General features: G+C 64.1%; 12 protein-coding genes and 1 riboswitch. Of the genes, 8 read left to right on the forward strand and 4 right to left on the reverse strand.

The window, feature by feature from the left end:
• Positions 1 to 52 precede the first annotated feature (52 nt).
• The 4 genes from ACOOE1_RS00550 to ACOOE1_RS00565 are packed head-to-tail and all read right to left on the reverse strand — an operon-like array spanning position 53 to position 4,444.
• Complete coding sequence (locus tag ACOOE1_RS00550) at positions 53 to 772, reverse strand: ABC transporter ATP-binding protein (RefSeq protein WP_420404390.1); 720 nt, start codon at positions 770 to 772, stop codon at positions 53 to 55.
• Complete coding sequence (locus tag ACOOE1_RS00555; protein WP_420404391.1) at positions 769 to 2,424, reverse strand: ABC transporter permease subunit; 1,656 nt, start codon at positions 2,422 to 2,424, stop codon at positions 769 to 771. Before ACOOE1_RS00555 ends, ACOOE1_RS00550 begins: the two co-directional genes overlap by 4 nt.
• Positions 2,417 to 3,310 carry a branched-chain amino acid ABC transporter permease gene (locus tag ACOOE1_RS00560; protein ID WP_420404392.1) on the reverse strand — a complete coding sequence of 298 codons (894 nt, stop codon included), beginning with the start codon at positions 3,308 to 3,310 and terminating at the stop codon, positions 2,417 to 2,419. The genes ACOOE1_RS00555 and ACOOE1_RS00560 overlap by 8 nt, the downstream gene beginning before the upstream one ends.
• A gap of 18 nt (positions 3,311 to 3,328) precedes the next feature.
• Positions 3,329 to 4,444, reverse strand: coding sequence for an ABC transporter substrate-binding protein (locus ACOOE1_RS00565; protein WP_420404393.1), 1,116 nt, complete (start codon positions 4,442 to 4,444; stop codon positions 3,329 to 3,331).
• Positions 4,445 to 4,525: 81 nt separating this feature from the next.
• Positions 4,526 to 4,628, reverse strand: a riboswitch (TPP riboswitch).
• Between the two features lie 223 nt (positions 4,629 to 4,851).
• Here ACOOE1_RS00565 and ACOOE1_RS00570 point away from each other — a divergent pair.
• The 8 genes from ACOOE1_RS00570 (at position 4,852) to phnE (ending at position 12,687) form a co-directional block, all read left to right on the forward strand.
• Complete coding sequence (locus ACOOE1_RS00570) at positions 4,852 to 6,342, forward strand: CHASE2 domain-containing protein (RefSeq protein ID WP_420404394.1); 1,491 nt, start codon at positions 4,852 to 4,854, stop codon at positions 6,340 to 6,342.
• A complete protein-coding gene (locus tag ACOOE1_RS00575; RefSeq protein ID WP_420404395.1) occupies positions 6,339 to 6,734 on the forward strand; it encodes a hypothetical protein in 396 nt (131 codons plus the stop codon). Before ACOOE1_RS00570 ends, ACOOE1_RS00575 begins: the two co-directional genes overlap by 4 nt.
• Positions 6,734 to 7,978 (forward strand): M48 family metalloprotease, encoded by a 1,245-nt coding sequence (locus ACOOE1_RS00580; protein ID WP_420404396.1) that lies wholly within the window; start codon positions 6,734 to 6,736, stop codon positions 7,976 to 7,978. The genes ACOOE1_RS00575 and ACOOE1_RS00580 overlap by 1 nt, the downstream gene beginning before the upstream one ends.
• A 150-nt stretch (positions 7,979 to 8,128) precedes the next feature.
• Positions 8,129 to 9,187 carry a tartrate dehydrogenase gene (locus ACOOE1_RS00585; protein WP_420404397.1) on the forward strand — a complete coding sequence of 353 codons (1,059 nt, stop codon included), beginning with the start codon at positions 8,129 to 8,131 and terminating at the stop codon, positions 9,185 to 9,187.
• Positions 9,188 to 9,197: 10 nt separating this feature from the next.
• Positions 9,198 to 9,647 carry a MaoC family dehydratase gene (locus ACOOE1_RS00590; RefSeq protein ID WP_420404398.1) on the forward strand — a complete coding sequence of 150 codons (450 nt, stop codon included), beginning with the start codon at positions 9,198 to 9,200 and terminating at the stop codon, positions 9,645 to 9,647.
• A 127-nt stretch (positions 9,648 to 9,774) separates the two neighbouring features.
• Positions 9,775 to 10,635, forward strand: a complete 861-nt coding sequence (gene phnC, locus ACOOE1_RS00595; RefSeq protein WP_420404399.1) for a phosphonate ABC transporter ATP-binding protein — start codon at positions 9,775 to 9,777, stop codon at positions 10,633 to 10,635.
• A 34-nt stretch (positions 10,636 to 10,669) separates the two neighbouring features.
• On the forward strand, positions 10,670 to 11,686 hold the full coding sequence (phnD, locus tag ACOOE1_RS00600) for a phosphonate ABC transporter substrate-binding protein (RefSeq protein WP_420404400.1): 1,017 nt from the start codon (positions 10,670 to 10,672) through the stop codon (positions 11,684 to 11,686).
• Between the two features lie 83 nt (positions 11,687 to 11,769).
• Positions 11,770 to 12,687 carry a phosphonate ABC transporter, permease protein PhnE gene (phnE, locus tag ACOOE1_RS00605; RefSeq protein WP_420404401.1) on the forward strand — a complete coding sequence of 306 codons (918 nt, stop codon included), beginning with the start codon at positions 11,770 to 11,772 and terminating at the stop codon, positions 12,685 to 12,687.
• The last annotated feature ends 50 nt before the right edge of the window (positions 12,688 to 12,737 follow it).

The following is a 12,737-nucleotide window of genomic DNA, read 5'->3' on the forward strand; positions in this document are numbered from 1 at the left end:
CGGGGGGCTCCCAAGGCAGGCGATTTGAAACGCCCGGAGCATAGACGAAGCCTCAGCCGGGTTCACCCTCGGAAAGCAGCAGATGTTTCAGGTGCTCGTGTGAGACCTCTCTTGCCCGCGCATCAAGCAAGAGCCGGCCCCGGTGCAGCACGGCGACCCGATCCGCCACGGCAAGGGCATGGACGAGACTCTGCTCCGCCAGGAGTACGCCCGCGCCCAGGTTCGCGAGACGTCGAATCGCGGGGAACAGGTCCTGGCAGATGACCGGCGCGAGCCCGAGCGACGGCTCGTCGAGCAGGAGGATTTCCGGGCGGGGCATCAGTGCGCGGGCGATGGCGACGACCTGCTGCTGCCCGCCGCTGAGACGCCAGCAATCCTGACCCAGGATGTCTTCGAGCAGCGGAAAGAGCCGCATGATCTCGTCGATCCGTTCGTCACGCTCCCGGGCAGAGCCGCGGGAGGCGGCGTGCAGGGCGTCAGAGACGCTCATGCCCGGGAAGAGGCGTCGCCCTTCCGGGCAATAGCCGATTCCGAGCCGGGCCCGGTCCGGCGTCGCGAGATGGCCGAGATTGCGGTCCCGGAACCGGACCGCGCCGGCAGCGAGGGGTTCAAGGCCCATGACCGCACGCAGCAGGCTCGTCTTTCCGGCTCCGTTCAGGCCGAGCAGGGCGACGATTTCTCCGCTGGAGATCGAGAGATCGAGGTTTTCGACGGCAAGGCCTCCGCCGCGCAGGACCGACACGTTCCGGAGGTCGAGTAGCGCCGGGTTCATAGCGGACTTTCCCCGAAATAGGCCCGGACCGCACTCGGATCCCGTGAAACCTCCTCCGGCGTGCCTTCCGCGACGACCCGTCCGGCGCTGAGACAGACCACACGGTCCGCGAGAGGGAGCAGGAAATCCATGGCATGATCGATCAGCAGAATTGTGTGACCTTCGGCGGAGAGCGCCTTCAGGAGACGGGCGAGGTCGGCGCGTTCGACGTCGTTCATGCCCGCCGCCGGCTCGTCGAGCGCGAGCAGTGTGGCGCCGGTGGCGAGCGCGCGGCCGATCTCGAGTCGCTTTTGCGCGGCGGGTGGCAGGTTTCCGGCAAGGCCGTCCGCGCGCTCCGCGAGTCCGACCCGCGCGAGCAGTGTCTCGGGATCGCATGGCCCGACCGCCTCGAGGGTCTCGCGGAGCGTGAGGCCGGGGGCGATCTGCGGGTGCTGGAAGGTCCGGGCGATCCCGGCCCTGGCGATCCGTTCCGGTGCCAGAGCCGTCAGGTCGGCCGTGCCGAAGCGGATGCGGCCGGCATCGGGTTTTTCCATGCCCGTGATCAGGTTGACCAGGGTTGTCTTGCCGGAACCGTTCGGCCCGATCAGCCCGACGATCTCGCCGGGAGCGACGGCGAGCGAAACGTTGTCGAGCGCCGCGACGCCGCCAAAATGCTTGGTCACCTGTTCGACGGTGAGCTGGGCCTCGCGGCGCGGGCACGGCGGTGCCGCTTGAGATGCGCTCCGGCGCTTCGGCGCATCCGGCAGCAGACCCGATAGGCCGCGCGGCAGGAAGATGATGGCGGCCAGCAGGGCTGCGCCGTAGGCGACGAGATAGTAATCCGCAAAATCGCGGAACCATTCCGGCAGATGCACCAGCAGCAGGGCGCCGAGAACTGCGCCAAGCGGGGAATCGCGCCCGCCGATCACGGTCATCGCCAGCAGCAGGACGAGGACGTGAAAGGAGAGCACGTCCGGCGAGACCACGCCGACGGCATGGGCCTGCAGCGCGCCCGCGAAACCGCCGAAGGCGGCGCTGGCAAGGAAGAAGCGGAATCGGATCGCCGCGCCGTCGATGCCGAGCGCGGCCGCCGCGCTCGGGGCCGCGCGCAGCGTTTCGACGGCAAGCCCGCGCCGCCCCGCAGTCAGACGGTGCGAGACCCAGAGCGCGACGAGGACGCAGCTCCAGACGAGTAGGGTGAGCGGCAGACCGAAGCCGACCTGCAACCCGTCGAAGGACGCAGGCGGTACGCCGTAGAGCCCGTTGGCGCCCCCCGTCACCTCTGTCCAGTTGGTCGCCGCGAGCAGCGCGAGCTGGGCGATGCCGAGGGTGGCGAGGGCGAAATAGTGCGAGGCGAGGCGCAGGACCGGGATCGCGATCAGGACCGCGAGCAGCACGGGCAGCGCCATTCCGGCCAGCAGGGTGAACGGAAAACCGAGCCCGAGATCGAGCGCCCCGAGCCCGGCGGCATAGGCGCCGAGCCCGAAAAAGCACCCCTGAGCGAGCGAGAGCGCGCCGAGACGTCCGAAAACGAGCTGGTAGCCGATCGCGGCAATGGCGTAGATCCCCGCCCGCGTCAGGACGTCGTGCCCGTAGTTTCCGGCGTACAGAACGGCATAGAGCGCAAGGACGGCGGCGCCGGCGAGCAGGAGCAGGGAGCGGCGGTCAGACACGGGAGCGGGCCCGTTCCGGCAGCAGACCGCCCGGGCGGAACGCGAGCATGGCGAGCAGGACGCCGTAGAGCAGCGCTTCCGCGACGAGATAGGAGGTGAATGCGGCAACCAGTGTCTCGAAAAGTCCGATGAGCAGCGCGCCGAGGACGGCTCCGTCGAGCCGCCCCCAGCCGCCGATGGTCACCGCGATATAAGCCTTCAGCATGAAGAGGCCGCCATCGTTCGGGCTGACGAAGAACTGGTTCGAGAGCAGCAGTCCGGCCGCGCCCGCGAGCGCGATGGCAAGGGCGAAGGAGAGGGTGATCATGCGCGCGGGGCGGATGCCGATGGCGGCCGCCATCTCCGGATCCTGCGCCACCGCCCGTATCCGCCGCCCGGTCTGGGTTCTGCCGAGAAAAAGGCCCGTGGCGGAGACCAGCAGCGCGGCACTCCCCAGCACCGCGAGCTGCTGCAGGGAGAGGGTAAGGCCTCCGACGGTCGGTCCGTCGCCTGCGATCAGCGGCGGACCGACGCGCGGTGCGGCGCCGAAGACGGCGTTGGCGAGATGCTGCAGCACCAGGCCGATGGCGATGGTGCTGACGAAAACGGCGACCTGCGGGCGATCCCGGAGCGGGAAATAGGCAAGGTGGGCGAAGCCGACACCAAGCCCTCCCATCAGCAACATGACCAGCGGCAGGAGCAGGAGGCCGGGCAGGCCCGCCGCCTCTCCGAACAGTGGCGCGAGCGCGATGGCGACGAAGCCACCTGCCATCACCAGCTCGCCCTGGGCGAAATTAACCGCTCCGACCGCGTTGATGACGATGACGAAACCGAGCGCGATCAGAGCATAGGCCGCCCCGAGGGCGAGGCCGTTCACCAGGATCTGCGCAAGGGCGAGGGATGTCATCTCCGGACCATGGACCCGCTAGTTCACGCCGTCGACATTCCCGTAGCGCCGGGCGATCGACGGGACCCGGCTCTCGCCGTCGTAGCAGACCACGACCGCGTCATGCGCCATGTTGCCCTTGCCGTCCGACTTGTAGGTCATGGCAAGGCCATCGAAGCTGTTCGAAGCGAGCCAGTCGCGGACTTCTGCTGCGTTCGTCGCCCCGGAGGACCTGGCCGCGACCAGCATGGCCGCGCCATCATACTGCGCCAGCGCGAAGGCGTCGGGCTCGCTGCCGAAACGCTTGCGGTACGCGGCAGTAAAGTCGGCGACCGGACCGGCGGTCTCGGAGATCGGCGAGGAAGCGCTCTCGGCGCAGACGCCTTTCAGCTGTGCCGGCTCCAGAAGCGCCGCCGTGGTCGGCTGGTGCATGGCTGAACCGGCGACCACAGGGATCGTGTTCCCGCTGTCCCGCGCCTGCCGGATGACGAGGGCGGTGGAGCCGGAATGGAGATGCAGCAACAGCATGTCTGGCTCGTCCGCCTGCATCCGGGTCAGTACCGGCAGCATGTCCTTCACCGAGATGTCGATGCCCTCCTCGAACACCAGCGGTGCGCCGAGATCGGCGAGGATCCGTTTCAGGTGGGCCGCGCCGCTCTGGCCGTAGGCGGTGGTCTGGTAGAGCAGGGCCGGACGTTTGGCGCCGAGTTCCTCGACCGCGTATCTGGCTTGCGCGACCTTGACCACGCTGTCGCCCGGGAAGAAGCGGAAGACGTTTTCGCTGCCAAGCTCTGTGATCTTCGCCGTCCCGGAGACGGTGAGCAATGGCACGCCCGCCCGGTCCGCAATCGGGATCATCGCCAGCATCTGGGTGCCGAGCATGGAGGCGATCGCGGCGCTCGGTTCTCCGGCGAGGGCGCGGCGCAGGGCCGTGACCGCACCTTCCGGGGACGTTCCGGTGTCGGTCACTTCGGTCGACAGGCCCGCTGCGTCACCGAGCGTGTCGATCGCCATCACCGCGCCGTTGCGCTGTGCAGTGCCCTCGAGTGAAAGAAAGCCGGTAATGGGCACGAGCACCGGCACGGTTTCGGCGCGGGCCGTGCCTGCGGTTGCGAGGATGGCGGCGAGGGCGATTGCGGTCTTCTTCAGAAACATTCCGGCACTCCAATCGGTCCGTTCGCGCGAACGGATTGCATTACGGCCGGGGAGAGAGGAAACGCGACGGATGGACCCGTCCGAGGGTCCGGTGACGTCTCCCTGCGCCGGCATGACCCGGATCAGGTTCGATGGGTATCCTCTCAGTTCCGGATCTCGCTCCGGAACACCCCAGCATCACTTTCGACCAAACCTGCGGACCGGCCCCGGTTTTGTCAAGGACGGCTCCGGAGATACTCACCTTTGAAACGGCCGGGAGAGAGTAGCCGCTTGATTCGTCTGGCAAAGAATAATTTTGAGAAAATATAGTCGGGAAAACCTTTCGAACTTTGGTCGATCTGTTAACCTTGCTATCCCGTAAAGATTGTTTTTGAAAAACTCCACACCTATGGAGAGGTGATCTGGGGATGGCGAGAGGCGGAACCGGATGGCTGATCTGCGAATTGCTGCGGCGGTATCATCCCCGCGCGCTGACGCGCTGCCGGTGTTGGCTGGAAAAAGGTCTGATCCGTCTTTCCGTCTCACTCGCCTTTGGCCTATTTGGACTGCAGACCGGGTTCTTCGGGGTTGGTGAACTGACGGAACGCTTTAATTACAGAATCTACAACCTGTTCGCTGCGCCGTTTCGCAATACCGCTCAGCGGGACAGCGTTCCGCTCGTGCTTGTCGATGACGAGGATCTGAAACGTCACGACTGGCTATGGCCGATGGATTATGGCCAGCACGCGCATGTCCTCGAGGCGATCCTCGAGTTCAATCCGCGCTCAGTGTTCATGGATTTCATTCTCAGGGATCGCCGCGATGATCCCACACTGGATCGTCTGGTTCAGGTCCTCACCCGCTACAAGAACAGCAAGCCGGAAATTCCGGTCTTTGTTCCGGTCGGAAAGTTCACCCGTCCGCGCGCCGAATTGAGGCAGTTGACCCGGCCGGCGCTGGTGGAACTCGGGACCGAGCCGCTAGCCCATGACCAGTATTTCCTGACATTTAAGCACCACGAGTCTCCCGCTTTTGCGCTCTACCGTTTCGCTTGCGAGCGCAGCGATTGCGGTTTGGACGGGTCTGCGCTTTCCGTTCTCGACACGAATTTTTCCTCGCCCCTGCAGATCGAGTGGGGGCTCGTGCCCACTCCGGAGAACGAGTTTCTTGAGGGCTGCAAATACAAGGCCGACCAGGGCTCATGGAGCGTGTTCGTCTACGTGATCGGTCGGACGTTCTGGGGCGGCGCGAAAGCTGCAGAAGAGCCCTGCCCCTATATGCCCCTGATTTCCCTTACAAACCTGGTGCGGCGCGGCTTTCCGAAAGATCTGAGAGAACAGTTCGCCGTTGAATTGCGGAAGAGGATCGAGGGCAAGGACGTCATTTACAGTCAAGCCATATTCGGGGTGTCGAGCTTCGTCGACCCACCGACAAATCCTTCGGTCTCGTCCGGCTACAGGCACGCCATGGCTCTCGAGAATCTGCATCGGGATGGTGACGGATATCTGAAAACAGAGCTCAAACTCCGTGTGCCGGGTACGGACGACATGGTTCTGACGATCGGTCCCGGGACCTTTTCTATGGCGACATTTGTCATTCTGGCCACGATACACGCGTTCGTGTCGTTTTCGACCAGCCGCTTCCAGAACAGTAAAGACCGTCCGCTCCAAAGGCATCTGCTGTCGGCTTCCGTTGCCACGATCTTCTATCTGTCGATCCTGGTCGCGATTGCTGCAACCCAGGTCCTGGTATTGCGGCTGACCCCCGTAAACCTCATCGGGCTCTTCGGCCTGATCGCGCTTGTCAGCGGGCTGACAGGCTCTTTCTACCTCCTCCAGATGGAGACATTTCTGGCTCGGGTGCTCGCGCTGCCGGAGAAGAGCTCCATTTGTGAACAGACCTCAGGAGAAACGGCATGATTTCGCTTTCATTCTCCCGTTTTCCGATATTCGTAGCGGCACTTGTATTTTTCTTGGCCGTTGGCGGCGGTGTCTTCGCCGAGCAGCCGAGCAGCGTCTACAGGGTCATTCCCACCCAGCTCGACCTCTTCGATATCGAGACCCAGGAGCCGGTCAAATCGGTGCTGCGGGTCGAACTCGAAGGAAAGACGATCCCCATAAAAAACGTCATCGCGGACGGGGCGGGCTATGAGATCGATATTCCCGGCGTGGGCGAATACCTGATCTATTCCGAGGATGTCGAAACCAATCTCGACGCGGAATTCCAGAAAAAATGCCGCACCCAGGTGACCTCCGCATCGGCCGCCGCCAGCGGCAGCGGACGGGCCTTCGGCGCAGGGTGTTCGAAGTGATGCGCGGCGCGATCCTGGCATGCGCCATTCTGATCGGCACGGCCGCCTCGGCCCTGTCGGCGGAACAAGAAACCTGGACCGACGAGAATACCGGTGACAAGTGGGTCAAAGTCGAGAAGAACGGCACGGAGAGCTGGGAGCTTCTCGATCAGGAACTTCCTGAAGACCGGATGATTCGAGGCTACCGAGAGATGTTCAGTCACGTGACTCTCGACGCGGCGGCATTGCGAAGGATGCGTGCCGCGGACGAGATCGACGCGCTCAAGAGCGGAAACGTGATGATCGACGCGCCGGGCGCAGAGCGTTTTCTCGGCAAACTGCTCGGCGCCTGCCTCGACAGGCTGAAGGATGATCTGCCGCGGGTGGCGGTCGATTTCAAGATCGCCCACAGGCCCAAGGATGAAAGCGGCGCGCTGGTACTGGAGGCGCGCAGGAGCGGGCTGATCCTGGTCGACCCTCGGCTCTTCGCACGGGTGAAAGACCCGGGGCATATCCTGTTCTTCATCGCGCACGAATATGCGCACGTGGTGATGCAGCATAACGAGGATCCGATTAAGGACGTCGAGCAGCGGATAGCCAAGGCGGATAACGGGGGTTTTCTGAGTTCCGTTGGCACCAATCTGTTCTCCGGTCTGAAGAAAGCGAGTGCAGCCCTCAGCATTGGAATGGAGGGTGACCGGATGAAGAACGCGGCGATCCGTTTCCAGGAGGACCAGGCCGACATGCTCGGCGCTGATATTCTCCGAAGCTGCGGCTATGGCGCGAAGGATGTGAGCGGAGCGCTCGATACGGTCTCGGCATGGGAGACCAAGGGTATGTCCTTTATGGCGGTTCGCCGGTCGATGGAAAACGCGGATCAGCGGATTGCGGCGTCGCAGAAGGCGGAGGAGCAGAATGCCGAGACCAGCAAGGAAGGCGGCGCGTCGTTCTCCGGCTTCTTTTCCGGTTTTGGTGGCTCCGGCAACGATCAAGAGGCAGACCAGAACTCTTATGGCTTCGGCGGCGCGATGAAGGACAGCGTGCTTTCCCTTAAGGAAGAAACCGAGCATACCCACCGCTCCGGCCAGGCGCGCGGGCAGTTCATGGCAAACTATTTCGCCGTGCACTACAAGCGGGGCGCCGCCAAGTTCGGCGTCAAGAAAAGCAAAGGCCCGAAGGCAGATGCCAAGCTTTATCGGACGTTCATGGCGAGCGCGGAGGCCAAGAGGCTGCTGAAGACCTACGGTGACAAGTCCGGGAAGTAGGACCGAAGCGCTCGGGTGATGTTCCGCTCGGGAAAGACAGCCCGCGCTACCGAGACGCTTTCGGGATCGGGTGCACTCCGCCTATCATGCCGCCCCAATTGTCCGGGCAGTGCATCCGGGCAGCAATGCGGATAGGCGGAGGAAGCCGATATGTCGAAACTGAAACTCGCGGTCATTCCCGGCGACGGGATCGGCTGGGAAGTGATCCCGGAAGGCATCAAGGTCCTGGAGGCGGCGGGCGCCAAGTTCGGCATCGAGTACGAGTTCACCGAATTCGACTGGAGCTGCGAGCGTTATCACAAGACCGGGCAGATGATGCCGGAGGACGGGATCGATCAGCTCAAGGCATTCGACTCGATCTTCCTCGGCGCCGTCGGCTTTCCGGGCGTGCCGGACCATGTCTCGCTCTGGGGCCTGTTGATCCCGATCCGCCGCGAGATGGAGCAATACGTGAATCTCCGCCCGATCCGCATGCTGCGCGGCATGCCCTGTCCGCTCGCGAACCGGTCGGCGGAGGATATCGACTTCTACGTCGTGAGGGAAAACAACGAGGGCGAGTATTCCGCCATCGGCGGCCGGCTCTTCGAGGGCACGGACAGGGAGATGGCGATGCAGGAGAGCGTCTTCACCCGCACCGGCACCGACCGGGTGATGCGCTATGCCTTCGAACTCTGCCGCCGCACCGGCAAGCAGAAGGTGACCTCGGCCACCAAGTCGAACGGAATCATCCACACGATGCCCTACTGGGACGAGCGTTTCGCCGCGGTCTCGAAGGAGTATCCGGAGCTGAAGACCGACCAGTATCACATCGATATCCTGACCGCGAATTTCGTCCTTCACCCGGACTGGTTCGACGTCGTGGTGGGCTCCAACCTCTTCGGCGACATCCTCTCAGATCTCGGCCCCGCGGTGGCCGGCTCCATTGCCATCGCCCCCTCGGCCAACATCAATCCCGAGAAGAAGTACCCCTCCATGTTCGAGCCGGTGCACGGCTCGGCCCCGGACATCGCCGGCAAGGGCATCGCCAACCCGATCGGGCAGATCTGGTCCGGCGCCATGTTGCTGGAGCATCACGGCCACCAGGAAGCCGCGGACGCCATCGTCGCGGCCTGCGAGAGGGTGGTCTCCGGCGGCGGGCCGAAGACGCCGGATCTCGGCGGCCAGGCCTCGACCAGGGATCTCGGCGACGCCATCGCGGCGGCGCTCTGAGGCGCGGGAGATGCAGACCCCGGTTTATTTCGAGGACCTGGAGATCGGCCAGATTCTCGGCTCGCAGCGCAAGACGATGACGGAAGCGGAGATCATCGAGTTCGCCTGGAAATACGACCCGCAGCCCTTCCATATCAGCGTGCCGGACGCCGAGGAGAGCCATTTCGGCGGCGTCATCTCCAGCGGCTTCCAGACCCTCGCGGTCAGCTTCCGGCTCGCCTGGCAGGCGAACGGCCTGCAGGCGACCAATCTCGGCGCCGGCACCATCGAGCAGTTGCACTGGCTGAAGCCGGTGCGCCCGGGCGACACGCTCCGAGTCGAAATGGAAGTGCTGGAGAAGCGGGAGTCGCGCTCGAAACCGGACCGCGGCTTCGTGCGGTTCAAATACACGACCTACAACCAGCACGACGAGGCGGTGATGACGATGGAATGCCCGCAGATGGTCGGGCGGAGATCGTGACCGATCCGAGACTCTTCGGTTTCAGTTTGTAGGTGTCCTGTCATCTGCGAGTCCAGAAACGGTCATGTTCTTGCGGCGTGCCGGTCAAACCATCTGAGTAATGTGGCGGCCTTCGGGAAGGGGCCGCATGACAGACAATCAGAATCCGCCAGCCATTCAGATCCGGAACGTCTCCAAGACCTTTGGCAACGGGCGCCGTGCGCTAATTGACGTCTCCGTCGAGATCGGCGCCGGTGAGATGGTGGCGCTGATCGGCGCCTCCGGCTCCGGAAAATCCACGCTGATCCGCCACATCGCCGGTCTCCTCGGTGCCGACAAGGGGAAGGACGGCGGAGAGATTGCCGTCTTTGGCGCGCCGGTACAGGCGAGAGGCAAACTCTCGGCCGAGGTTCCGCTTGTGCGGCGGCGCCTCGGCGTCATCTTCCAGCAGTTCAACCTGGTGCCGCGACTGACAGTGCTGACCAATGTGCTCGCCGGCAGGCTCGGCCGCATGCCGAAATGGCGCGGCACGCTGATGCAGTTCTCCCGTCCGGAAAAGCAGCGCGCCATGCAGGCGCTGGCCCGCGTGGGCATCGAGATCACCGCGCGCCAGCGCGCCCAGACGCTCTCCGGCGGCCAGCAGCAGCGCGCGGCGATTGCCCGCTGTCTCGTGCAGGAATCCGAAGCGATCCTGGCGGACGAACCGATCGCCTCGCTCGATCCGGCTTCCGCGCGACGGGTGATGGAGATCCTCTCCGATATCAACAGGAGCGAGGGGACGGCGGTGCTCGTCTCCCTGCATCAGGTCGAATACGCCCGGCGCTACTGCAAGCGCACCATCGCGATGCGCGACGGCCGCGTGGTGTTCGACGGCCCGTCGCACGACCTGACCACCGGTTTTCTCCGCGAGATCTACGGCGAGGCGAGCGAGGAGCTGATCCTGCCCGATGCCGAGGATTTCGCAGAGGTTCATGCAGAAGCGGAACAGCGCCTCGTCGCCTCCGCCTGACACTTGCCCCCAGCAGCCAAGAGGAGTTGATCCGATGACCATCATGACCCGCCTGACCGCCGCGGCGGTACTGGCCACAGGCCTCGCCACGAGCGCCGTTCCGGCCCTCGCCGACCGGGAAAACCCAAAAGAGATCAATTTCGGCATCATCGCCACCGAGAACAGCTCGGCCCAGCGCGAGAAATGGGGCCCGTTCCTGAAGGCGCTCGAGGACGATCTCGGGATGCCGGTGAAACCGTTCTTCGCGGCCGACTATGCCGGCGTGATCGAGGCCATGCGTTTCGACAAGGTCGATATCGCCTGGTACGGCAACAAGTCGGGCATGGTCGCTGTCGACCGCGCCGGCGCCGAGATCTTCGCCCAGACGACCGAGTCCAACGGCGATCAGGGTTACTGGTCGGTGATGGTCACGCACAAGGACTCGGGCCTGACCTACGAAGACGTCCTGAAATGCGACAAGACGCTGAATTTCGGCCTCGGTGATCCGAATTCGACCTCGGGCTTCCTGGTGCCGTCGACCTTTGTCTTCGCCAAGGAGGGCGTGAACCCGAAGGATTGCTTCAAGACGGTGCGCAACGCCAACCACGAGACCAACCTGATCTCCGTCGCGACCAAGCAGGTCGATGCGGCGGTTGCCTCTTCGGGCGGTCTCTACAAGCGTCTGAAGAAGGCCCGCCCGGAACTCTTTGCCGAGATCAAGGAGATCTGGCGCTCTCCGCTGATCGCTTCCGACCCGATGGCCTGGCGTCCGGAATTGAACAAGGACCTGAAGGCAAAGGTCATGTCCTTTTTCATGACCTATGGACGCCTCGGCAGCGACGCCGAGGTGGCGAATGCCCGCGAAGCGCTCGCGATGATCGATATGGGGCCGTTCGTGCCGTCCTCGAACGCCCAGCTCTGGCCGTTCTACGAGATGGACCAGATCCGTCAGCGCATGTCCATCGAGGGCGACGCGACGATGTCCAAATCCGAGAAGAAGGACAAGATCGCCGCGATCGACAAGAGGATTGCAGAGATCCGCGCTGCGGCGGCTGCCCGCCCGCGTATGTAACCAGACTGAGCGGCCCGGTGTGATCCGGGCCGTCATTCAGCGGGGGCCGGGTTCGGCCCCCGCGCCTTTTCCGGAGCCCGCACATGACCGATCTCGCCGCCAACGGCCCCGCGACCCGCCTCGAGGACATCCAGGTGCCGGGCCGTACCCGTAAGGAACAGGTGTTCGACTGGCTGCTCTGGGGCGCCTTCCTCGTGATGCTGGTCTGGAGCTTCGTGCCGGCGGATATGCACCGGATCGGCCAGGTGTTTTCAGGCGGCGGGAACATGGCGATGCTGCTCGGCGATTTCCTGGAGCCGAATTTCCGTTACTGGCGGACCTACCTGGACCTGATGCTGGAGACCGTGCAGATGGCGGTCTGGGGGTCTTTCCTCTCTGTCCTGCTCGCCATTCCCTTCGGGCTGATGTCCTCGGCCAACCTGGTGCCGGCCTGGCTGCATTTTCCGGTGCGCAGGCTGATGGACGCGTTCCGGGCAATCAACGAACTGGTCTTCGCGCTGATCTTCGTCGCGGCGGTCGGTCTCGGCCCGCTTGCCGGCGTGCTGGCGCTGACCATCCACACCACGGGCACGCTGGCAAAGCTCTTCTCGGAGGCGGTGGAGGCGATCGATCCGCGTCCGGTCGAGGGCATCCGTGCGACGGGCTCGTCCCGGCTGCAGGAGATCATCTACGGCGTCATCCCGCAGGTCCTGCCGCTCTGGATCTCGTTTTCGCTCTATCGTTTTGAAGCGAACGTGCGTTCGGCGACAGTGCTCGGCATTGTTGGCGCCGGGGGGATCGGCATGTCGCTCTCGGAAGCCTTGCGCGGTTTCGATTACGCGGCCGGCGCCGCGATCCTGCTGATCATCCTGCTCACGGTCTCGTTGTTCGACATTTTCGGAGCGCGGTTGCGCAAGGTCGTCATCGATGGCGAGGAGCACATCCAGTTTGCCGGATATCTCGCCTTTCTTGTCGCCATCATTGTCGGGATTGAAATCGTGCTGAGGACAGGAGCCGTCTGAGCGGAAAACGTTCCACGGGACCCACTACCTATACGGGGTTCCTGACTTTC

The organism is Nisaea sp. (genome assembly GCF_965216895.1).
Lineage (GTDB): Bacteria > Pseudomonadota > Alphaproteobacteria > Thalassobaculales > Thalassobaculaceae > Nisaea.